This is a genomic window from Kitasatospora griseola (genome assembly GCF_044999035.1).
Lineage (GTDB): Bacteria > Actinomycetota > Actinomycetes > Streptomycetales > Streptomycetaceae > Kitasatospora > Kitasatospora griseola.
Genome location: NZ_CP173360.1, coordinates 2,797,562 through 2,816,130, shown reverse-complemented (window position 1 = coordinate 2,816,130; position 18,569 = coordinate 2,797,562). Strand labels below are relative to the sequence as shown.

Genomic DNA, 18,569 nt, shown 5'->3' with positions numbered 1-18,569 from the left:
ACCTCCCCCGACCGGGGGAGCCGCAGTTCCCCTGTTCCCGCGATGTGCGCGGGTCGTCCCCGCCGCCAGGATCGGACCCGACCCGAACGAGGAGAGGACGACGATGAACACCCACCCGACGACCGCACCGAACACCCGCAGCCCCCGGCCGGCCGTGGCCGCCGTGGTGCTCGGCACCGTGGCGCTGCTGACCTCCCCGGTGGTGGTCGGCGGCGCGCTCGGCGTGATCGGCCTGGTCCTCGGCCCGTTCGCGGTGCGGACCGCCCGCCGGACCGGCGCCGGCCGGGGCATGGCCCTGACCGGCACCGTGCTGTCCGCCCTCGCCGTCGTGGCGGCCGCCGTGACAGCGGTCTTCGCCGTGTGGTTCGCGGACCTGACCCGGGACTGCTACGAGTACCGCGAGGTCGGCCAGTGGACGCAGTGCGTCCAGCAGCAGTTCGACCGGCGCTGACCGGCGGCCCGGCTCACCGCGCGTCCGAGGCGACCAGCGCGCGGTAGCGGTCGTCCCACAGGTCCTCGCGCGCCTCCGGCAGCAGCAGGACCCGGTCCGGGCGCAGCGCGCCGAGCGCGTCCGGGTCGTGGGTGACCATCACCATCGCGCCCGGGTACTCGGCGACCGCGCGCAGCACCTCGTCCCGGGACGCCGGGTCGAGGTTGTTGGTCGGCTCGTCCAGCAGCAGCACGTTGGCGCCCGAGTGCACCAGGCAGGCCAGGGCCAGCCGGGTCTTCTCGCCGCCGGACAGCACCCCGGCCGGCTTGTCCGCGTCGTCCCCGCCGAACAGGTACGACCCGAGCACCGAGCGCACCTCGCCGTCCGTCAACCTCGGTGCGGCGGCCGACAGGTGCTCGAACACGGTGCGCTCCGGGACGAGGGTGTCGTGCTCCTGCGCGAAGTAGCCCAGCCGCAGGCCCGGCCCCGCCACCGTCCGGCCGCCGTCCGGGAGTTCACGGCCCGCCAGCAGCCGCAGCAGGGTGGTCTTGCCGGCCCCGTTCGGACCGAGCACCACCAGCCGGCTGCCCCGGTCCACCGCCAGGTCCACCCCGGTCAGCACCCGGTGGCCGCGGTACTCCTTCGCCAGGCTGATCGCGCCCAGCGGGATCCGCCCGCACGGCGCGGGCTCCGGCAGCCGGATCCGCGCCGTCCGCTCCGCCTTCCGCACCGGCTCCGTCCCCGCCAGCAGCCGGTCCGCCCGCTTGGCCATCGACTTCGCGGCCGAGGCGGTGTTCGTGTTCGCCTTCATCCGCTCCGCCTGCGCGTGCAGGCTGGACGCCTTGCGCTCCGCGTTCGCCCGCTCCCGGGCGCGCCGCCGCTCGTCCGCCGCCTGCTGCGTCAGGTATGCCGACCAGCCGGTGTTGTGCACGTCCAGCGCGGCCCGCCGGGGATCCAGGTGGAACACCCGGTTCACCGTCGCGCCGATCAGCTCCAGGTCGTGGCTGATCAGCACCAGCCCGCCCCGGTGGGACGCCAGGAAGCCGCGCAGCCAGGCGACCGACTCGGCGTCCAGGTGGTTGGTCGGCTCGTCCAGCAGCAGCGTGTCGTGCCCGGCGAACAGGATCCGGGCCAGCTCGACCCGCCGCTTCTGGCCGCCCGACAGGTCGCCGACCGGCTGCTCCAACAGCCGCTCGGGCAGGCCCAGGCCCGCCGCGACCCGGGCCGCCTCGGCCTGTGCGGCGTACCCGCCGGACCGCTCGAACGCGGCCTCGGCGCGGGCGTAGGCGCGCAGCGCCCGATCGAGCGCCGCCCCCTCGGCCGTGGCCATCGCGGCCTCGGCCGTGCGCAGCGCCCGCTGCGCGTCGTCCGACCCGCGGGCGGACAGGATCCGGTCCAGCACCGGGACGGCCGGATCCGCGACCCGGGAGTCCTGCGGCAGGTACCCGGTCGAACCGGCGTGCGCGACGGTGCCGGCGGCGGGCTCGGCGAGGCCGGCCAGCGTGGAGAGGAGGGTGGTCTTCCCCGCGCCGTTGCGGCCGACCAGGCCGACACGGTCGCCGGGGGCGAGGTGGAAAGAGACATCGTGCAACAGCAGGCGCGCGCCGATGCGCACGTCGAGACCACAGACGGTGATCATGAAAGGACGCTCCGAAACAGCAAGAGGACACACGGGTGGCGTGGAAGCTGGTCCTCTTGCTAGGACATACGGGGCGTCGACATGGCGCCGACGCTACGCCGCCGCGCGGGCCGCCCGCATCCGAATTTCCGGCCCCGTCCCGTCTCCGCAGGTCAGGAGAGGTGGAGCGCCAGCATGTAGACGGCCGTCCCCGCGACGATCGACAGCAGGGCACTGCGGCGCCACAGGTGCAGCCCCAGCGTCGCGGCCAGGCCGGCGGCGGCCGGGCCCGCGCCGGAGGGCGGGACGTCCCGCAGGGTGTAGACGGTGAGGATCACCATCACCCCGGCCGGCATGGTCGCCGCCAGGAACCTCAGCAGCCCGGACTCCCGGACCCGGCCCAGCAGCACGAACGGCGCGGCCCGCAGCAGCACCGTCACCGTGAACATCACCAGCAGGCCGGCCAGCACGTACCGCCACTCAGGCACGACGCCCCCTCAGCAGGTAGCGGACGGTCAGCGCCGCCACGTACAACCCCAGTGCCACCACCAGCAGCTGGCCCTTCGCCACCAGCAGCGCGGCCAGTGCGCTCAGCAACGCGAGGATCGGCCCCGGGACGTCACGGGTGGCCCGCCAGCCGTCCACGGCGAGGACCGCGAACAGCGCGGTGAGCGCGAAGTCCAGCCCCCGGACGGTGCCCGGCAGGGCGGCCCCCAGCAGCGCCCCCGTCACTCCGCCCAGCACCCAGTACGCCTGGCAGAACGCCTGGATCGCCACGATCCGCCGACCCGTGAGGTGCGGGCGGGCGGCGGCCAGGGCGTACGCCTCGTCGGTCAGCGCGTAGACGCTGTACGCCTTGGCGGCGCGACCGCGAACCCGGTGCAGCGGGAAGGAGAGTCCGTAGAAGACGTGCCGGAAGTTCACCAGGAAGGTGGTGACGGCGACGGACGCGAGCGGTGTCACCGCGAGGAGCAGGCCGATCGCCAGGAACTCCAGCGAGCCCGCGTAGATCAGCGACGAGAACACCGGCGCCCACCACCAGTCGAACCCGCTCTGCACCAGCAGCACGCCGAACGCGACGCCCAGGGGGTACAGGCCCAGACCCACCCCGAGAGTGTCCGCGGCGGCGGACCTGACAGCGTGCGGGTTTTCGACGTCGGTTGAGATCACCACACCGGGACATTAATGCAGGCGGGAGGCCTGTCGGGGGCACGTGAGTGCGAATTCGGCGGGCTCGGGGATGCGGAGGGTCAAGAACGGGGACCGAAGAGTCACGCAGCCGGGAGCTCGTCCAGGCCTTCCTGAACCATCTTGGCGACCCGGTCCAGCGCGGCTTCCGCGCCCTCCGCGTCGGCCGAAAGGATGACGGTCTCGCCGCCCTCCGCGCCGAGGGCGAGCAGCCCGAGCATGGAGCCGGCGTTGACCGGGGTGCCGGTCTCCTTGGCGATGGTCATGGGGACGCCGGTGGAGGTGACGGCCTTGACGAAGATGGAGGCGGGACGGGCGTGCAGGCCCTCGGCCCAACCGATGGTGACGCGGCGCTCAGCCATGAGAGGTGCCTTTCAGGTGGTGCAGGGTGGTGCAGATGTTGTCTAGACCAGTGTTGCACGCCGGTGTGTCTGCGACCCGGCGCGAGCAGGGCCAGCGTGCCGTGCCCGGCAGGGGCGGCGCCATCAGGCTCGCCGACGACTACCCTGACGACCGTGGAGCACGACACCGTCAAGCACGCCATGGCGCGCGAAGAGGCCGAGCACGGTTATCCGCAGCACTGGGAGGCCGACGTCCTGCTGCGTGACGGCGGCACGGCCCGGATCAGACCGATCACCGCGGACGACGCGGACCGGCTGGTGGAGTTCTACGAGCAGGTCTCCGACCAGTCGAAGTACTTCCGCTTCTTCGCTCCGTACCCGCACCTGTCCGACAAGGACGTGCGCCGGTTCACCCACCACGACTACGTGAACCGGGTGGGTCTGGCGCTGGTGGTGCGGGACCGGTTCATCGCCACCGTCCGGTACGACCGGATCGACAAGGCGGGCATGCCGTCCACCACCGGGACGGACGCCGAGGTGGCGTTCCTGGTGCAGGACGCGCACCAGGGGCGGGGCATCGCCTCCGCGCTGCTGGAGCACATCGCGGCGGTCGCCCAGGAGCGCGGCATCCGCCGGTTCACCGCCGAAGTGCTGCCGGAGAACCGGAAGATGGTGAAGGTGTTCACCGACGCCGGCTACACCCAGCGGCGCAGTTTCGCCGACGGCGTGGTGCACCTGGAGTTCGACCTGGAGCCCACCGCCGCGTCGCTCGCGGTCATGCGGGCCCGTGAGCACCGTGCCGAAGCCCGGTCCGTGCAGCGGCTGTTGACCCCCCGGTCGATCGCCGTGATCGGCGTGTCGCGCAACCCGCAGTCGGTCGGCCGGGCGCTGCTGCGCGACATCCGGACGGGCTTCGACGGCCCGGTGTACGCCGTGAACCGCACCGTCGAGCCCGGCACCGAGCTGGACGGCGTCCCCACCCACCGTTCGGTGCTGGACATTCGCGGCCCGGTCGACCTGGCGGTGATCGCGGTGCCGGAGCCCGCCGTCCCCGCCGTGGTCGCCGAGTGCGGCGCGCACGGCGTGCAGGGCCTGGTGGTGGTCACCGCCGGGTACGCCGAGACCGGCCCGGACGGGCGTGACCGGCAACGCGAGCTGGTCCGGCAGGCCCGGGCCGCCGGCATGCGGGTGGTCGGCCCGAACGCCTTCGGGCTGATCAACACCGACCCCGAGCACCGGCTGAACGCCTCGCTCGCACCGGTGCTGCCCGGCCGCGGACCGTTCGGCGTGTTCTGCCAGTCCGGCGCGATCGGCGTCGCCCTGCTGGAGGCCGCGCACCGGCGCGGCCTGGGCGTCTCCTCGTTCGCCTCGGTCGGCAACCGGGCCGACGTCTCCGGCAACGACCTGCTCCAGTACTGGGAGGAGGACGCCGCCACCGGCGTGGTGCTGCTGTACTTCGAGTCGTTCGGAAACCCGCGGAAGTTCACCCGGATCGCCCGGCGACTGGCCGCCGCCAAGCCGGTGGTGGTGCTCAAGGGCGCCCGGCACACCGGCAGCCTGCCGCCCGGCCACGCCGTCCAGCCCGCCGCCACCCGGCTGCGCGACGCCACCGTGGACGCACTGTTCCAGCAGGCCGGCGTGATCCGGGTGGACACCATCACCGAACTCTTCGACACCGGCGAACTGCTGGCCGGCCAGCCGCTCCCGGCCGGCGGCCGGGTCGCCATCGTCGGCAACTCCGACTCGCTGGGGCTGCTCACCTACGACACCTGCCTGGGCTCCGGCCTGCGCCCGCGCACCCCCGTCGACCTGACCACCGGCGCCAGCGGCGAGAACTTCCGGATCGCGCTGGACACCGCACTCGGCGACCCGAAGGTGGACGCGGTGATCGCCGTCGCCATCCCGCCGATCGGCGTGCAGGGCCCCGAGTCCGCGCCCGAACTGGTCGAGGACGCCCCGGAGATCGCCCAGGCACTGCTGGACGCCGCCGAGCGCGGCCGGGAGCTCGGCAAGCCGCTGCTGCTCGCCCACCTCGCGCTGCCCGCCCTGGTCACCCGGCTGCGCACCGGGGGAGTGCCCGCCTACCCGGCCCCGGAACGCGCCGTCCACGCGCTCGCCGACGCCGTGCGCTACGCCAAGTGGCGACGCCGCAGCGCCGAGGCCGAGGAGACCGCCCGGGTCCCCGAACTGGAGGGCATGCACGAGGGCGCCGCCCGCGACCTGGTCGAGCAGGCGCTGGGCAGCCGCGAGGCGGTCGCCGCCCGGCTGCAGTCCGGCGGGGCCCGGGTCACCCTGCCCGACCTGGACGCCGCCGCGCTGCTCGCCCACTACGGCATCGAGGTCAGTCCGACGCTCGCCGCACCCGACGAGAGCAGCGCCGTCAAGGCGGCGGCGACGCTCGGCTACCCCGTTGCGCTGAAAGCCACCGCCGAGCACCTGCGCCACCGTCCCGACCTCGGCAGCGTCCGCCTCGACCTCACCAGCGAGGCCGAACTGCGCCGCGCCCACCGCGAGCTGGACGCCCTGCTGGGCGGCGCCGCGCAGGCGGAGCTGGTGGTGCAGCGGCTCGCCCCGCGCGGCGTGGACACCGTGATCGGCGCCGCCGTGGACCCGGCGGTCGGCACCATCCTGTCCTTCGGCCTGGCCGGCGCCCCCGCCGAACTGCTCGGCGACGTCGCCCACCGGCTGGTCCCGGCCACCGACCGGGACGTGGCCGAACTGATCCGGGAGGTCCGGGCCGCGCCGCTGCTGTTCGGCTGGCGCGGCGCGGAGGCGGTGGACACCGGCGCGCTGGAGGAACTGCTGCTCCGGGTCTCCCGCCTGGTCGACGACCTGCCGGAGATCGCCGCCGTGGACCTGGAGCCCGTGGTGGTCGCCCCGCACGGCCTGACCGTGCTGGGCGCCCGGGTGCGGATCGCCCCGCTGCCGGTCCGCACCGATCTGGGACCGCGCGCCATGAGCACGCTGTAATCTTGCGTGGTTGCCCGCCCGGCAGGAGCGGGCAGCCGCCGGGCCCGGCAGCAGGACGACGGGCCGGGCGACCCGGCGCAGTGCCACCCGCCGGAGCGGCGGGACATGCCAGGATGGAGATATGGCGAAGACCGGTACCACCACGCAGGACCTGCGGTCCGCGATCGAGCGCAGCGGCTACTACCCGGCGCTGGTCTCCGAGGCGGTGGAGTCCGCGGTGGGCCCCGAGCCGATCAGTTCGTACCTGGTGCACCAGGAGACCACCTTCGACGCGAACGAGGTCCGCCGGCACGTCACCGTGCTGGTGCTCACCGCGTCCCGCTTCGTGGTCAGCCACACCGACGAGCAGAACGGCGACGCGGCCACGCCCGTGCCGTACGCCACCACCTCCACCGAGACGGTCCGGCTGGACCGGATCAACTCCGTGGTGATCAGCCGCATGGTCGCCAACCCCGAGACGTACACCCCCGGCACCCTGCCCCGCGAGGTCGTCCTCACCATCGGCTGGGGCGCCGTGCAGCGCCTCGACCTGGAGCCGGCCGGCTGCTCCGACCCGAACTGCGAGGCGGACCACGGCTACACCGGCTCCGCCACCGCCGACGACCTGTCGCTGCGGGTCAGCGAGGCCGGGGACGGTCCGGAGACGGTCGCCCAGGCGCTGGTGTTCGCCCGGGCGCTGTCCGAGGCGACCGTGGCCAACGGCTGAGCCCGGTATGCATCACGGTTACGACGCGTTCCACCCGCTCGACCCCGCCGACGCACCCGCCCCGCGCTACGGCTGCGCCGCCCTCTCCGACCTGCTGCCCACCCTGGCGGCGGGCCTCGGCGTGCCGGGCTACCGCGCCACGCTGCCGCTGGAGCCCGCCGACCGGGTGTGCGTCTTCCTGGTGGACGGCCTCGGCTGGGAGCTGATCCGCCGCCACCCCGACTGGGCGCCCTTCCTGAACTCGCTGACGGCCGCCGGCCAGCCGATCACGGCCGGCTTCCCGTCCACCACCGCCACCTCGCTGGCCTCCGTCGGCACCGGCCTGCCGCCGGGGCAGCACGGCCTGGCCGGATACACGGTGGCGATCCCCGGCCGCGGCCAACTGATGAACCAGCTGCGCTGGCAGCCGCCGGTGGACCCGCACGGCTGGCAGCCGTACCCGACCGTCTTCGAGCAGGCGCACCTCGCGGGGGTGGCCACCGCCCAGGTGTCCTCCCCGCTGTTCGCCGCCACCCCGCTCACCCAGGTCGCGCTCTCCGGCGGCACCTTCCTCGGCCGCACCACCGGCGAGGAGCGGATGGACCGGGCGGCCGCCTGGCTGGCCGAGCACGACCGCGCCCTGGTCTACACGTACCTGAGCGAACTCGACGCCGCCGGGCACCGGTTCGGCGTCGACTCGGACGAGTGGCGGCTCACCCTGTCCACCGTCGACCGGCTCGCCCGCCGCCTCGCCGAACAGCTCCCGCCGCGCTCCGCGCTCTACGTCACCGCCGACCACGGCATGATCGACGTCACCCCGGAGAACCGGATCGACTTCGACGAGGACTGGGAGCTCTCGGCCGGCGTCGCCCTGCTCGGCGGCGAGGGCCGCGCCCGCCACGTGTACGCCCACCCCGGCGCGGCCGGCGACGTGCACGCGGTGTGGAGCGAGGTCCTCGGCGAGCAGATGTGGGTCGCCACCCGCGACCAGGCCATCGCCGCGGGCTGGTTCGGCCCCGACGTGGACGAACGGGTCTACCACCGCATCGGCGACGTGGTGGCCGCCGCGCGCGACGACATCGCGATCATCGCCAGCCGCAACGAGCCCGGCGAGTCCCAGATGATCGGCCTGCACGGCTCGATGACCCCCGTCGAACAACTCGTCCCGCTGCTCGAAGTCCGTGGCTGAGACCGGCCCGTCAACCACCCACGCCCGAAAGGCTGACGCTCCACCCATGGCTGAACTGGTGTTCTTCTCGGGCACGATGGACTGCGGCAAGTCGACGCTCGCCCTCCAGATGGACCACAACCACACCGCCCGCGGCCGGCAGGGCATCATCTTCACCCGCCACGACCGGGCCGGCGCCGCCACCATCTCCAGCCGCCTGGGCCTGCGCGCCGACGCGGTCGAGGTCGGCGACGAGTTCGACTTCCAGGCGTACGTGGTCCACCTGCTCTCGGCCGGCGGCAAGGTCGACTACCTGATCTGCGACGAAGCCCAGTTCTTCTCCGCCGGACAGATCGACCAACTCGCCCGCATCGTGGACGAGTTGGGCATCGACGTGTTCACCTTCGGGATCACCACCGACTTCCGCACCAAGCTGTTCCCCGGCTCCCAGCGACTGATCGAACTCGCCGACCGGGTCGAGGTCCTCCAGGTCGAGGCACTCTGCTGGTGCGGCGCCCGCGCCACCCACAACGCCCGCACCGTCGGCGGCGTCATGGTGGTCGAAGGCGCGCAGGTCGTGGTCGGCGACGTCGCCGTCAACGAGGACGAGATCGGCTACGAGGTGCTCTGCCGCCGCCACCACCGCCGCCGCCTCACGGCAGCCACCGCCCGGGTCGCCGTCCTCTCCCCGGACGTTCTTCCGTTCGAAGGCTGATGCCGCGTCAGGTCGGTTGCCGCCACAATGGCAGCATGACCTCGCCGCTGATCACCGCCGCCGAACTCGCCGCCGCGCTCGACTCCCCGCACCCGCCGGTGCTGCTCGACATCCGCTGGCAGCTCGGCGGCCCGCCCGGCGCCGAGGAGTACGCCAAGGGCCACCTGCCCGGCGCGCACTACCTCGACCTCGACCAGGAACTCGCCGACCCGCCCGGCACCGCCGGCCGCCACCCGCTGCCCGGAGTCGAACGCCTCACCACCGCGCTGCGCCGGGCCGGCGTCACCACGAGCCGCCCCGTCGTCGCCTACGACGCCGGACCCTCGCTCTCCGCCGCCCGCGCCTGGTGGCTGCTCCGCTGGGCGGGCCACCCCGACATCCGGGTCCTCGACGGCGGCCTCGCGGCGTGGCTCGCCGCCGGGCAGCCGCTCAGCCTTGAGACGCCCGCCACCGGGAACGGGGACTTCAAGGTCGACCCCGGCCACCTGCCCACCGTCGACGCCACCGGCGCCGCCGAACTCGCCCGCACCGGACTCCTGTTGGACGCGAGGGCCGGTGAACGCTACCGCGGCGAGACCGAACCCATCGACCCCCGGGCCGGCCACATCCCCGGCGCGGCCTCCGCCCCCACGACAGAGAATCTCGCGACGGACGGACGCTTCCTCCCTGCTGCGGATCTCGCGTCCCGGTTCGCGGCCCTCGGTGTCACCGACCCCACCCGCACCGCCGTCTACTGCGGCTCCGGCGTCACGGCGGCCCACCAACTCCTCGCGCTCGAACTCGCCGGCCACCAGGGCGCTGCGCTGTACCCCGGTTCCTGGAGCGAGTGGTCCGCGAACCCGGAGAACCCGGTCGCCTAGGCAGGTAGGAGGGACCAAACCAGGTGCCCCCACGGGCCCCTGACGGGGCCCTCCCGGATCTCTTACTCGGGCTTCTTGCGGCGCGAGCCGAAGACGATCTCGTCCCAGCTCGGCACCGTCGCCCGCCGCCCGGGTCGGACGCCGTCCGCCTCGGCCTGGCGGTCGGTCGCGCCGACCATGCGGTCGCGGTGCGGGGAGACCGACCGCGGCATCAGGATGTCCGCGTACGCGGAGCCCGCGCCGACGCTCGCCGCAGGCGCACTCGCGGGTTCCTCGATCTCCTCGGGCTCCTCGGTGACCGTGGTCTCCACGCTCGGCCCGACCGGCGTCAGGTCTCCGCGGTAGGAGGGCACGACGTCCAACAGGCTGGTGAGGGAGTCGCGTTCGGGGGAGACCGCGGCGACCGCCTCGCGGTGCATGATGCGGTCGGCGGAGGGACGCTCGATCATCGGGCGCGCCGGGCGATCGTGGGGCAGCCGGGCGATCCGCGGGATGAACGGGAAGACCGAGTCCTCCTCGCGTTCCACGTTCTCGCCGATCAGCGCGCGCGCCTCGTCGTCGTTCGGCTGCACCAGCCGCCGCGGCGGGTCGTACGACCAGGCGGCACGGCGGTGTTCGCCCTCGGCGCGGTAGGTGAGGATGACTTCCCAGGTGCCGTCGTCGCGGCGCCAGGAGTCCCAACGTTCGGTGTCCTTCTCGGCGCCGCGCAGCGCGAGCCGCTCGGCGACGGCCTCGCCGAGCTGGGGGCCGGTGGACTCGCCGTGGCGGCGGATCGCCGTCTTGCGGGCCCGCTCGGCCATGAAGGCGCGCTCCGCCAGCACGGGACCCTCGAAGCGGCGTACGCGGTCGACCGAGATGCCGGCGGCCTGGGCGACCTCCTCGGCGGAGGCACCGGCTCGTATCCGCGCCTGGATGTCGCGCGGGCGGAGGTGGCTCTCCACCTCGATCTCGATCTGGCCCAGCCGCGGCCGGTCACCCCGGACGGCGGCGCGCAGCCGCTCGTCGATCGGAAGGGTGTACTCCGTGCTGTCGGCAGCCTTGAGCACCAGCCGTGTGCCGTCGTTGCTGACGGCCACGACGCGCAGTTCGGGCACGGTTACCTCCCGGGTGGTGCCTGCCGACGTCACCTGCGTCGCTGCTCCCGTACTGAGTGTGGCCTGCCCGCTGGCGAGTGGCCACAACCTTGCAGAGTTACCCGGCGTGTCGGGCTTTCACCCGGGCGCGCCGCTGTGGCACGGTTGCCTGTTTGCCACGTCGCCGTCGACATCGCACCCGGGCGCCCGGGCCGTCGTCTGACGGAGTGTCGACAGGCGGGACCGAAGGCTCAGGCTCCACGAACAGTACTCCATTCGTGGCATCCAGAGGGGCGGCTCGCCGCTCAAGTCTCCCGCGAATCATCGGAATCTCAAGAGTGTGCACCCCATAGGACGTCCGGTGATCGGCGGACGGTGATCATCTTCACATATATCGACCGGGAGGAACCGGATTTTCGACCCTTGTGTCCTTCTTTGGGCAAGATGGAGAGACTTGTTCGAAATTCCGACACGCCGACCGAGGGACAGTGATGCCGCAGCAGAGGGAGCAGTTCGCGCACGGAGCGGCCGGTGCCGAGGAGAAGGGCGAGCGCAAGCGGCTTGATCTGACGATGACTCAGGTCGCGGCGAGCGCGCTGGCGACGGTGGTCGGCGCGGTCCTCGCCTCGGAACTCGGAGTGTACGGAACGATACTCGGCGCGGCCGTCGTCTCGGTGGGGGCGACGACCGGAAGCGCGGTCTTCCAGCACCTGTTCAAACGCACCGGGGAACGACTGCGCAATCGCGGCGCCGAATCCGCGCCCGCCGAACCTCCCCGGCCGGCTCCGGCGGGCGGAATCAGCCAGGACTGGAACGCGCCGCAGTTGGTGCGGGCGAAACGTCGGTGGACCTGGAAGTCCTACACGGCGGTATCCGCACTGGTGTTCGTTATTGCGATGGTGCCGATCGTCTCGGTGGAACTCGCCGCCGGAAAACCGCTGCACGACATCACCACCGGCCAGGACGGCAGCGGCACTTCGTTCAACCCGTCCCGCCCGTCCGTCGGCGGTGGCGACAAGGGCGTCGACGGCGGCGGCAAGGACGACCGGCAGCAGCCCGCCCCGGCGCAGTCGCCGAGCAGCGAGCCGTCCCGGCACTGGCCCAGCGACCGCCCCTCGTCCGGGAGTTCCGGCTCGCCCGCGCCCAGCACCTCGGCCCGGCCGTCCACCACGCCCGAGCCGACCGCGTCGCCCAGCGCCGGCGGCTCCCCGGCGGCCACCGGCGAGGCCCACCCCGGCCCAGCCCCGGCCGGCACGGCCGGGCCGGACGCCGCGCCCGGCGCGGGCGCGGGCGCGGCGGGCTGACGGGCGGTCAGGCGCCGAGCACCCGGCGCAGGTAGTCGTTGGCGAACCGGCGCTCCGGGTCGACCTTGTCGCGCAGCGCGGTGAAGTCGCCGAAGTGCGGGTAGACGGACGACAGGTACTCGGCGTCCCGGGTGTGCAGCTTGCCCCAGTGCGGACGACCCCGGTGGGCCGTCATCAGCTTCTCCACCTCGGTGAAGTAGCCCAGTTCGCGGGTGCCCCGGTACAGGTGGACGGCGATGTACACGCTGTCCCGGCCGTTCGCGGTGGACAGCCACAGGTCGTCCGCCGGGGCGGTCCGGACCTCGACGGGGAAGCTGATCCGCCAGTCGGAGCGCTCCACCAGCGCCTTCAGCTCGCGCAGCACGGTGGTGGCCGCCTCGCGCGGCACCGCGTACTCCATCTCCACGAAGCGGACCTTGCGGGGGCTGGTGTAGACCTTGTACGCCTGGTCCGTGAAGCGGCGCTCCGACCAGGCGCGGCTGGCGACCTGGGCGATGGTCGGGATCGAGCCGGGGAACGTCCGGCCCACCCGGCAGACGCCCTCCCACACCGTGTTGGAGACGAAGTCGTCGTCCAGCCAGGCCTTGAACTTCGGCAGCGGCGCGGCCGGTCCCTGGCTGCGGTTGTTGCGCTTGGTCGAGCAGCGGTCGGTGTGCGGGAACCAGTAGAACTCGAAGTGCTCGTTGACGGCGGTCAGTTCGTCGAAGTCGCCGAGCACCTCGTCGAAGCCCATCGGCTTCTCGTGCGCGCTGAGCAGGAACATCGGCTCCACTGCGAAGGTCAGCGCGCTGATCACGCCCAGCGCGCCCAGGCCGAGGCGGGCGCCCTGGAAGAGCTCGGGGTTCTCGGTGGCCGAGCAGGTCTGCACCGAGCCGTCGGCGAGGACGATCTCCACCGCCCGGATCTGCGCCGCCAGCGAGCCGGAGTCCCGGCCGGTGCCGTGGGTGCCGGTGCTGGTGGCGCCGGCCACCGTCTGCACCTCGATGTCGCCCATGTTGGTCAGCGACAGGTCGGCGGCCGCCAGCAGCCGGTTCAGCCGGTGCAGCGGCAGGCCCGACTCGACGGTGACGGTGCCCGCCGCGCGGTCGATCCCGCGCACCGCGGTCAGCCGGTCCGGGCGCACCATCACGGCGTCGCCGGCGGCGGCGATCGCGGTGAACGAGTGGCCGGAGCCGACCGCCTTCACGGGGCGGTCGGCCTCGGCGGCCGCCTTGATCGCCGCCGCGAGCTCCTCGACCGAGCCCGGCGCCGTCACCTGCGCGGGCCGCGCACTCTGGTTCCCCGCCCAGTTCCGCCAGACCTCGGTCATCTCCAGAGCCCTCCCGCTCGCACGTACCGCCTGCCGGTTCTACCGGCGGGTAGGGGGAGCGTAGTCACTGCCTGCGTGCAGGTCCATGGTCCGAAGGACCCAACATGAGGGCGGCTCACATCGTGGACGTCAGGAGGCGACGGACTCCGCCGGCACGGCCGGCTGCTCGGCCGCGGCCAGCTGGTGGCGCAGCCGGGACATGCCCGCGTACGCGGCCAGTGCCCCGAAGCCCGCGGCGGCGACCGGCACCCAGTAGCCGTTGGCCGCGCCACTGGCGTCCACCACCAGGCCCGCCGCCGAGGAACCGACCGCCACGCCCAGCGCCATGCCGGTGGTGGTCCAGGTCATGCCCTCGGTCAGCTGGGCGGCCGGGACCAGGCGCTCGACCAGGGCCATCGCGGTGATCAGGGTCGGCGAGATGGCCAGACCGGACAGGAACAGCGCGGTGCCGACGCCGATCAGCGCGGCGGTGCCGTCCATCAGCTGGGCCGCGAGGATCAGCGGCACCATGCCGACGGCCATCACCGTCACCCCGATCAGGAACCGGCGGGCCATCGAACCGGCCGGCTTCAGGGTGCCGAACACCGCGCCGGCCAGGCAGGAGCCGAGCGCGTAGACGGCCAGCACCGGGCCGGAGGCGCCGGTGTGCTGCTGGGCCTTGGCGAACGCGACAGTGACCACCTCGACCGAGCCGAACACGCCGCCGGTGGCGACCAGCGTCATCACCAGGATCTGCAGGCCCCGGTTGGCGATCACGCTGGGCCCGGCCTGATGCGCGGCCGGATGCACCGGCGGCTCGGTGCGCCGCTGGCCGGTGAACAGCAGGACGCCGACCACCAGGAAGACCGCGGCCAGCAGCACGCCGGACTCGGGGAACACGGTGGTGGCCAGCGAGACCGCGAGTATCGGGCCGACGATGAAGCAGATCTCGTCCGCCACCGCCTCGAAGGAGTACGCGGTGTGCAGCTTCGGCGGCTCGTTCCGGTACAGGTGTGCCCAGCGGGCGCGGACCATCGACCCGGTGCTCGGCATCACGCCCATGCCGGCCGCGAACACGAACAGCGTCCAGTCCGGCAGGCCGGTCCGGGCGCCGAGCAGCAGGCCCGCCGCCGCCAGGACGGTGCCCAGGGTGGCGGGCAGTGCGATCCGGCGCTGGCCGTGCCGGTCGACCAGCCGGGAGATCCACGGGCCGAGGATCGCCGCGGAGACCGCGAGGGTGGCGGACAGTGCGCTGCCGAGCCAGAAGGTGCCCTTCATCTCGGCGAGCATGGTGACGGTGCCGATGCCCGTCATCGAGATCGGCAGGCGGGCGATCAGCCCGGAGGAGGAGAAGGCCAGACTGCCGGGAGCGGCGAATATCTGGCGGTAGCTGGACAGCACGGGGTGGCTCCGTCGGACGGGGTGCGGCACGGATGGGCGGTCGAGAGACAGCGGTAAGGCACAACTATCGCCCGGACAGCTTACGAACCGTGATCCATCATCCGCACCCGGGATAATCCGGACACCGTGCCGCCGACAGCCGTGCGCGGGCCGCACCGTCACGGGTGGCAGGATCGGAGCCATGCCCGACACGCGCACCCTCACCGACCCCGCGCCGTACGACGCGCTGCTGCTGCTGTCCTTCGGCGGGCCGGAGGGCCCCGAGGACGTGGTGCCCTTCCTGGAGAACGTCACCCGGGGACGCGGCATCCCGAAGGAGCGGCTGATCGAGGTCGGCAAGCACTACTTCCTGTTCGACGGGATCAGCCCGATCAACGGGCAGAACCGCGAGCTGCTGGCCGCGCTCCGCAAGGACTTCGCCGACCACGGCCTCGACCTGCCGGTCTTCTGGGGCAACCGGAACTGGGCGCCGTACCTGGTCGACACCCTGCGGGAGATCGCCGACGACGGGCACCGCAGGGTGCTGGTGCTCGCCACCAGCGCCTACGCGGGCTTCTCCGGCTGCCGGCAGTACCGGGAGAACCTGGCCGACGCGCTGGCGCAGCTGGCCGCCGAGGGCCGGCCCGAGCTGACCGTCGACAAGCTGCGGCACTTCTACAACCACCCCGGCTTCGTCCGGCCGATGATCGACGCCACCCTCGCCGCACTCGCCGAACTCCCCGACGGAGCACGGGAGAACGCCCGGCTGGCGTTCACCACGCACTCGATCCCGACCGCCATGGCGGAGACCTCCGGCGCCCCCGACGACCCGGCCCGCGGCACTCCCGGCGGCGCCTACGTCGCCCAGCACCTGGACGTCGCCCGGCTGATCGTCGAGGCGGTCGCCGAGCACACCGGCGTCACCGACCGGCCCTGGCAGCTGGTCTACCAGAGCCGCAGCGGCGCCCCGCACGTCCCGTGGCTGGAACCGGACATCTGCGACCACCTGGAGGCCCAGCACGCCGACGGCGCCGCGGCCGTGGTGATGGTGCCGATCGGGTTCGTCTCCGACCACATGGAGGTCAAGTACGACCTGGACACCGAGGCGGTGGCCAAGGCCGCCGAACTCGGCCTGCCGGTCGCCCGGGCCGCCACCGTCGGCGCCGACCCGCGGTTCGCCGCCGCCGTCCGCGAACTCGTCGTGGAACGGGCCGCCGCCCAGCGCGGCGAGCCGGTCACCCGCTGCGCGCTGGGCGCCCTCGGCCCCAGCCACGACGTGTGCGCCACCGCCTGCTGCCCCAACCCGCGCGCACCCCGCCCCGCCGCCGCCGAAGCCTGAAGGATCGAAACGTGGAACTGCTGGACGACCTGCTCGCCACCGCCGTCGAGGCCGCCACCCGCGCCGGTGAACTGCTCCGCGACGGCCGACCCGAGGACCTCGGCGTCGCCGCCACCAAGAGCAGCCCGGTGGACGTGGTGACCGAGATGGACCTGGCCTCCGAGAAGCTCGTGCTGGAGCTGATCTCGGCCCGCCGCCCCGACGACGGCTACCTCGGCGAGGAGGGCGCCGACCGCCCCGGCACCAGCGGCGTGCGCTGGGTGGTCGACCCGCTCGACGGCACGGTCAACTACCTTTACGGGCTTCCCTCCTGGGCCGTCAGCGTGGCCGCCGAACTGGACGGCGAAGCAGTGGTCGGCGTGGTCTCGGTGCCCGCCCGGGGCGAGCTGTTCCAGGCGGTGCGCGGCCGCGGCGCCCAGCTGAACGGCCGCCCGCTCGCCGTCCGCCCGGCCCCCGTCTGGGGCCAGGCACTGGTGGCGACCGGCTTCGGCTACCTGCGCGAGCGGCGGGTCCACCAGGCCGAGGTGCTGCACGCGCTGATGGGCGAGGTCCGCGACATCCGCCGGGCCGGTGCGGCCGCCGTCGACCTGTGCGACCTGGCCGCCGGCCGCTTCGACGGCTACTTCGAGCGCGGCCTGGCCCCCTGGGACCGGGCGGCCGGCGTGCTGATCGCCCGCGAGGCCGGCGCGCTCACCGGCTCCCGCCCGGGCCTGCCCGCGGACGGCGAGCTCACCGTCGCCGCCCCGCCCGGCGTGTTCGAGCCGCTGCAGGCCCGACTGGAGGAACTCGGCGCCTGGCACGACTGAGCCCCGGGCGCCCCGGACAGCGAAAAGCCCCGGTACGGGAGACCGTGCCGGGGCTCGCTGGTGCGTTGAAGGTGGGATCAGGCGGCGGAGCGGTGCGTTCCGAGCATCGGGTCCACGCCGTGTTCGGCGGCGAGACGCTGAAGGTCTTCCAGCTCGGACTGCTCGACCTCCGCCAGGAACTCGTCCCCGGATTCGATCGCGCGGTGCAGATCCTGCTCGGCGTTCTGGATCCGCTGAAGGATTCCGGCGGTGAAGGCGTCCATACGGGCCCCCTTTTCCTGTGTCGGACGGGCACGGTCCCGAGCAGCCCCCCGGCACGGAATCGGATGAACCCCGGACGGACACCTGACGACCGGTGCAGGATCCGGTCGGGTGCTCGGGCGGCGCGCGGGCCGCGACCCGGTGGCTCTCGATTCACTGCCGGTGCGGATGGGGCACTCGGCGGGTGGTGGCCGTGAAGAACCGCCACGGGGCGGCATCACGGTGTGCACGTGTCCTCCCCACCCCCAGGGCCGGGAAACCTCAACTCGCCGGAAAGTTGCCCGAGTCACAGTCCAAGCGGCATCCGGCGCCTCCGGTTTCGCCGTCGGCGCACCGGGCTTATGACTGCTTTACCGCGCGACCAGGCAGGATGGAGGCACCGTCGGATCCGCATGCCCGGATCCGCGCCCGGCGCATCACGGCCCGCACGGGCAGCACGGCCTGGGCCGCTCCAGGAGAAGGGACACCACCGTGCGGGTACTCGTCGTCGAGGACGAGCAGCTGCTCGCCGAGGCCGTCGCCACCGGTCTGCGCCGGGAGGCCATGGCGGTCGACGTCGTCTACGACGGGGAGGCCGCGTTGCAGCGGATCGCCGTGAACGACTACGACGTGGTGGTGCTCGACCGGGACCTCCCGCTGGTGCACGGCGACGACGTCTGCCGCCGCATCGTCGAGCAGGGCCTGGCCACCCGGGTGATCATGCTGACCGCCTCCGGCGACATCAGCGACCGCGTCGAGGGCCTGGAGATCGGCGCCGACGACTACCTCCCGAAGCCGTTCGCGTTCAGCGAGCTGGTCGCCCGCGTCCGCGCCCTGGGCCGGCGCGCCACCGTCCCGCTGCCGCCCGTGCTGGAGCGCGCCGGGATCAGCCTCGACCCGGGCCGCCGCGAGGTGATCCGGGAGGGCAAGCCGGTCCAGCTCGCCCCCAAGGAGTTCGCCGTACTGGAGGTCCTGATGCGGGCCGGCGGCGCGGTGGTCTCCGCCGAGCAGCTGCTGGAGAAGGCCTGGGACGAGCACACCGACCCGTTCACCAACGTGGTCCGGGTCACCGTGATGACGCTCCGCCGCAAGCTCGGCGACCCGCCGGTGATCGTCACCGTCCCCGGCTCCGGCTACCGGGTCTGACCCGCCCCGTCGCAACCC

General features: G+C 73.3%; 18 protein-coding genes. 10 read left to right on the top strand and 8 right to left on the bottom strand.

The window, feature by feature from the left end; translation table 11 throughout:
- Window positions 1-103 precede the first annotated feature (103 nt).
- Window positions 104-451 carry a DUF4190 domain-containing protein gene (locus ACI1MP_RS12725; RefSeq protein ID WP_404868701.1) on the top strand — a complete coding sequence of 116 codons (348 nt, stop codon included), beginning with the start codon at window positions 104-106 and terminating at the stop codon, window positions 449-451.
- A gap of 13 nt (window positions 452-464) precedes the next feature.
- On the opposite strand, the gene ACI1MP_RS12720 is transcribed toward ACI1MP_RS12725, so the two are convergent.
- From ACI1MP_RS12720 to ACI1MP_RS12705, 4 genes are all read right to left on the bottom strand, one after another.
- Window positions 465-2,069 (bottom strand): ABC-F family ATP-binding cassette domain-containing protein, encoded by a 1,605-nt coding sequence (locus tag ACI1MP_RS12720; RefSeq protein ID WP_404868700.1) that lies wholly within the window; start codon window positions 2,067-2,069, stop codon window positions 465-467.
- A 152-nt stretch (window positions 2,070-2,221) separates the two neighbouring features.
- Window positions 2,222-2,536, bottom strand: coding sequence for a branched-chain amino acid transporter permease (locus tag ACI1MP_RS12715; RefSeq protein ID WP_404868699.1), 315 nt, complete (start codon window positions 2,534-2,536; stop codon window positions 2,222-2,224).
- Window positions 2,529-3,221, bottom strand: a complete 693-nt coding sequence (locus tag ACI1MP_RS12710; protein WP_404868698.1) for an AzlC family ABC transporter permease — start codon at window positions 3,219-3,221, stop codon at window positions 2,529-2,531. Before ACI1MP_RS12710 ends, ACI1MP_RS12715 begins: the two co-directional genes overlap by 8 nt.
- Before the next feature lie 98 nt (window positions 3,222-3,319).
- Window positions 3,320-3,598: an HPr family phosphocarrier protein gene (locus ACI1MP_RS12705; RefSeq protein ID WP_100589816.1), complete on the bottom strand. Its 279-nt coding sequence runs from the start codon at window positions 3,596-3,598 to the stop codon at window positions 3,320-3,322.
- 180 nt (window positions 3,599-3,778) lie between these two features.
- Here ACI1MP_RS12705 and ACI1MP_RS12700 point away from each other — a divergent pair, with 180 nt between their 5' ends.
- From ACI1MP_RS12700 to ACI1MP_RS12680, 5 genes are all read left to right on the top strand, one after another.
- Complete coding sequence (locus ACI1MP_RS12700) at window positions 3,779-6,547, top strand: GNAT family N-acetyltransferase (protein ID WP_404870799.1); 2,769 nt, start codon at window positions 3,779-3,781, stop codon at window positions 6,545-6,547.
- Between the two features lie 121 nt (window positions 6,548-6,668).
- Complete coding sequence (locus tag ACI1MP_RS12695) at window positions 6,669-7,253, top strand: DUF5998 family protein (protein WP_100589817.1); 585 nt, start codon at window positions 6,669-6,671, stop codon at window positions 7,251-7,253.
- A 7-nt stretch (window positions 7,254-7,260) separates the two neighbouring features.
- Entirely contained in the window at window positions 7,261-8,421 is a 1,161-nt protein-coding gene (locus tag ACI1MP_RS12690; protein ID WP_380342267.1) for an alkaline phosphatase family protein, read from the top strand.
- Window positions 8,422-8,467: 46 nt separating this feature from the next.
- Entirely contained in the window at window positions 8,468-9,115 is a 648-nt protein-coding gene (locus tag ACI1MP_RS12685) for a thymidine kinase (RefSeq protein ID WP_043909870.1), read from the top strand.
- A gap of 35 nt (window positions 9,116-9,150) precedes the next feature.
- Window positions 9,151-9,975 carry a sulfurtransferase gene (locus tag ACI1MP_RS12680; RefSeq protein WP_404868697.1) on the top strand — a complete coding sequence of 275 codons (825 nt, stop codon included), beginning with the start codon at window positions 9,151-9,153 and terminating at the stop codon, window positions 9,973-9,975.
- A gap of 62 nt (window positions 9,976-10,037) precedes the next feature.
- Here ACI1MP_RS12680 and sepH read toward each other — a convergent pair whose 3' ends face one another.
- On the bottom strand, window positions 10,038-11,102 hold the full coding sequence (gene sepH / locus ACI1MP_RS12675) for a septation protein SepH (RefSeq protein WP_380342260.1): 1,065 nt from the start codon (window positions 11,100-11,102) through the stop codon (window positions 10,038-10,040).
- A gap of 437 nt (window positions 11,103-11,539) precedes the next feature.
- Here sepH and ACI1MP_RS12670 point away from each other — a divergent pair, with 437 nt between their 5' ends.
- A complete protein-coding gene (locus tag ACI1MP_RS12670; protein ID WP_404868696.1) occupies window positions 11,540-12,352 on the top strand; it encodes a hypothetical protein in 813 nt (270 codons plus the stop codon).
- 7 nt (window positions 12,353-12,359) lie between these two features.
- On the opposite strand, the gene ACI1MP_RS12665 is transcribed toward ACI1MP_RS12670, so the two are convergent.
- Both ACI1MP_RS12665 and ACI1MP_RS12660 read right to left on the bottom strand, forming a co-directional pair.
- A complete protein-coding gene (locus ACI1MP_RS12665) occupies window positions 12,360-13,661 on the bottom strand; it encodes a D-arabinono-1,4-lactone oxidase (protein WP_388000100.1) in 1,302 nt (433 codons plus the stop codon).
- Window positions 13,662-13,790: 129 nt separating this feature from the next.
- The gene (locus ACI1MP_RS12660; protein WP_404868695.1) at window positions 13,791-15,041 is read right to left on the bottom strand and encodes an MFS transporter; all 1,251 of its coding nucleotides are present in this window, start codon (window positions 15,039-15,041) and stop codon (window positions 13,791-13,793) included.
- Between the two features lie 181 nt (window positions 15,042-15,222).
- On the opposite strand from ACI1MP_RS12660, the gene ACI1MP_RS12655 reads away from it, so the two are divergent.
- Both ACI1MP_RS12655 and ACI1MP_RS12650 read left to right on the top strand, forming a co-directional pair.
- A complete protein-coding gene (locus ACI1MP_RS12655) occupies window positions 15,223-16,359 on the top strand; it encodes a ferrochelatase (RefSeq protein WP_404868694.1) in 1,137 nt (378 codons plus the stop codon).
- A gap of 11 nt (window positions 16,360-16,370) precedes the next feature.
- Complete coding sequence (locus tag ACI1MP_RS12650; RefSeq protein ID WP_404868693.1) at window positions 16,371-17,165, top strand: inositol monophosphatase family protein; 795 nt, start codon at window positions 16,371-16,373, stop codon at window positions 17,163-17,165.
- Between the two features lie 77 nt (window positions 17,166-17,242).
- Here ACI1MP_RS12650 and ACI1MP_RS12645 read toward each other — a convergent pair whose 3' ends face one another.
- Window positions 17,243-17,428, bottom strand: a complete 186-nt coding sequence (locus tag ACI1MP_RS12645; RefSeq protein WP_043909885.1) for a hypothetical protein — start codon at window positions 17,426-17,428, stop codon at window positions 17,243-17,245.
- A gap of 469 nt (window positions 17,429-17,897) precedes the next feature.
- On the opposite strand from ACI1MP_RS12645, the gene ACI1MP_RS12640 reads away from it, so the two are divergent.
- On the top strand, window positions 17,898-18,551 hold the full coding sequence (locus ACI1MP_RS12640) for a response regulator transcription factor (protein ID WP_043909888.1): 654 nt from the start codon (window positions 17,898-17,900) through the stop codon (window positions 18,549-18,551).
- Window positions 18,552-18,569 lie beyond the last annotated feature (18 nt).

Coding starts and splice junctions, on each gene's coding strand:
- ACI1MP_RS12645 (WP_043909885.1), bottom strand. CDS start 17,428: ATGGACGCCTTCACCGCCGGAATCCTTCAGCGGATCCAGAACGCCGAG.
- ACI1MP_RS12700 (WP_404870799.1), top strand. CDS start 3,779: ATGGCGCGCGAAGAGGCCGAGCACGGTTATCCGCAGCACTGGGAGGCC.
- ACI1MP_RS12665 (WP_388000100.1), bottom strand. CDS start 13,661: ATGACCGAGGTCTGGCGGAACTGGGCGGGGAACCAGAGTGCGCGGCCC.
- ACI1MP_RS12705 (WP_100589816.1), bottom strand. CDS start 3,598: ATGGCTGAGCGCCGCGTCACCATCGGTTGGGCCGAGGGCCTGCACGCC.
- ACI1MP_RS12685 (WP_043909870.1), top strand. CDS start 8,468: ATGGCTGAACTGGTGTTCTTCTCGGGCACGATGGACTGCGGCAAGTCG.
- ACI1MP_RS12725 (WP_404868701.1), top strand. CDS start 104: ATGAACACCCACCCGACGACCGCACCGAACACCCGCAGCCCCCGGCCG.
- ACI1MP_RS12670 (WP_404868696.1), top strand. CDS start 11,540: ATGCCGCAGCAGAGGGAGCAGTTCGCGCACGGAGCGGCCGGTGCCGAG.
- ACI1MP_RS12720 (WP_404868700.1), bottom strand. CDS start 2,069: ATGATCACCGTCTGTGGTCTCGACGTGCGCATCGGCGCGCGCCTGCTG.
- ACI1MP_RS12695 (WP_100589817.1), top strand. CDS start 6,669: ATGGCGAAGACCGGTACCACCACGCAGGACCTGCGGTCCGCGATCGAG.
- ACI1MP_RS12680 (WP_404868697.1), top strand. CDS start 9,151: ATGACCTCGCCGCTGATCACCGCCGCCGAACTCGCCGCCGCGCTCGAC.
- ACI1MP_RS12655 (WP_404868694.1), top strand. CDS start 15,223: ATGCCCGACACGCGCACCCTCACCGACCCCGCGCCGTACGACGCGCTG.
- ACI1MP_RS12690 (WP_380342267.1), top strand. CDS start 7,261: ATGCATCACGGTTACGACGCGTTCCACCCGCTCGACCCCGCCGACGCA.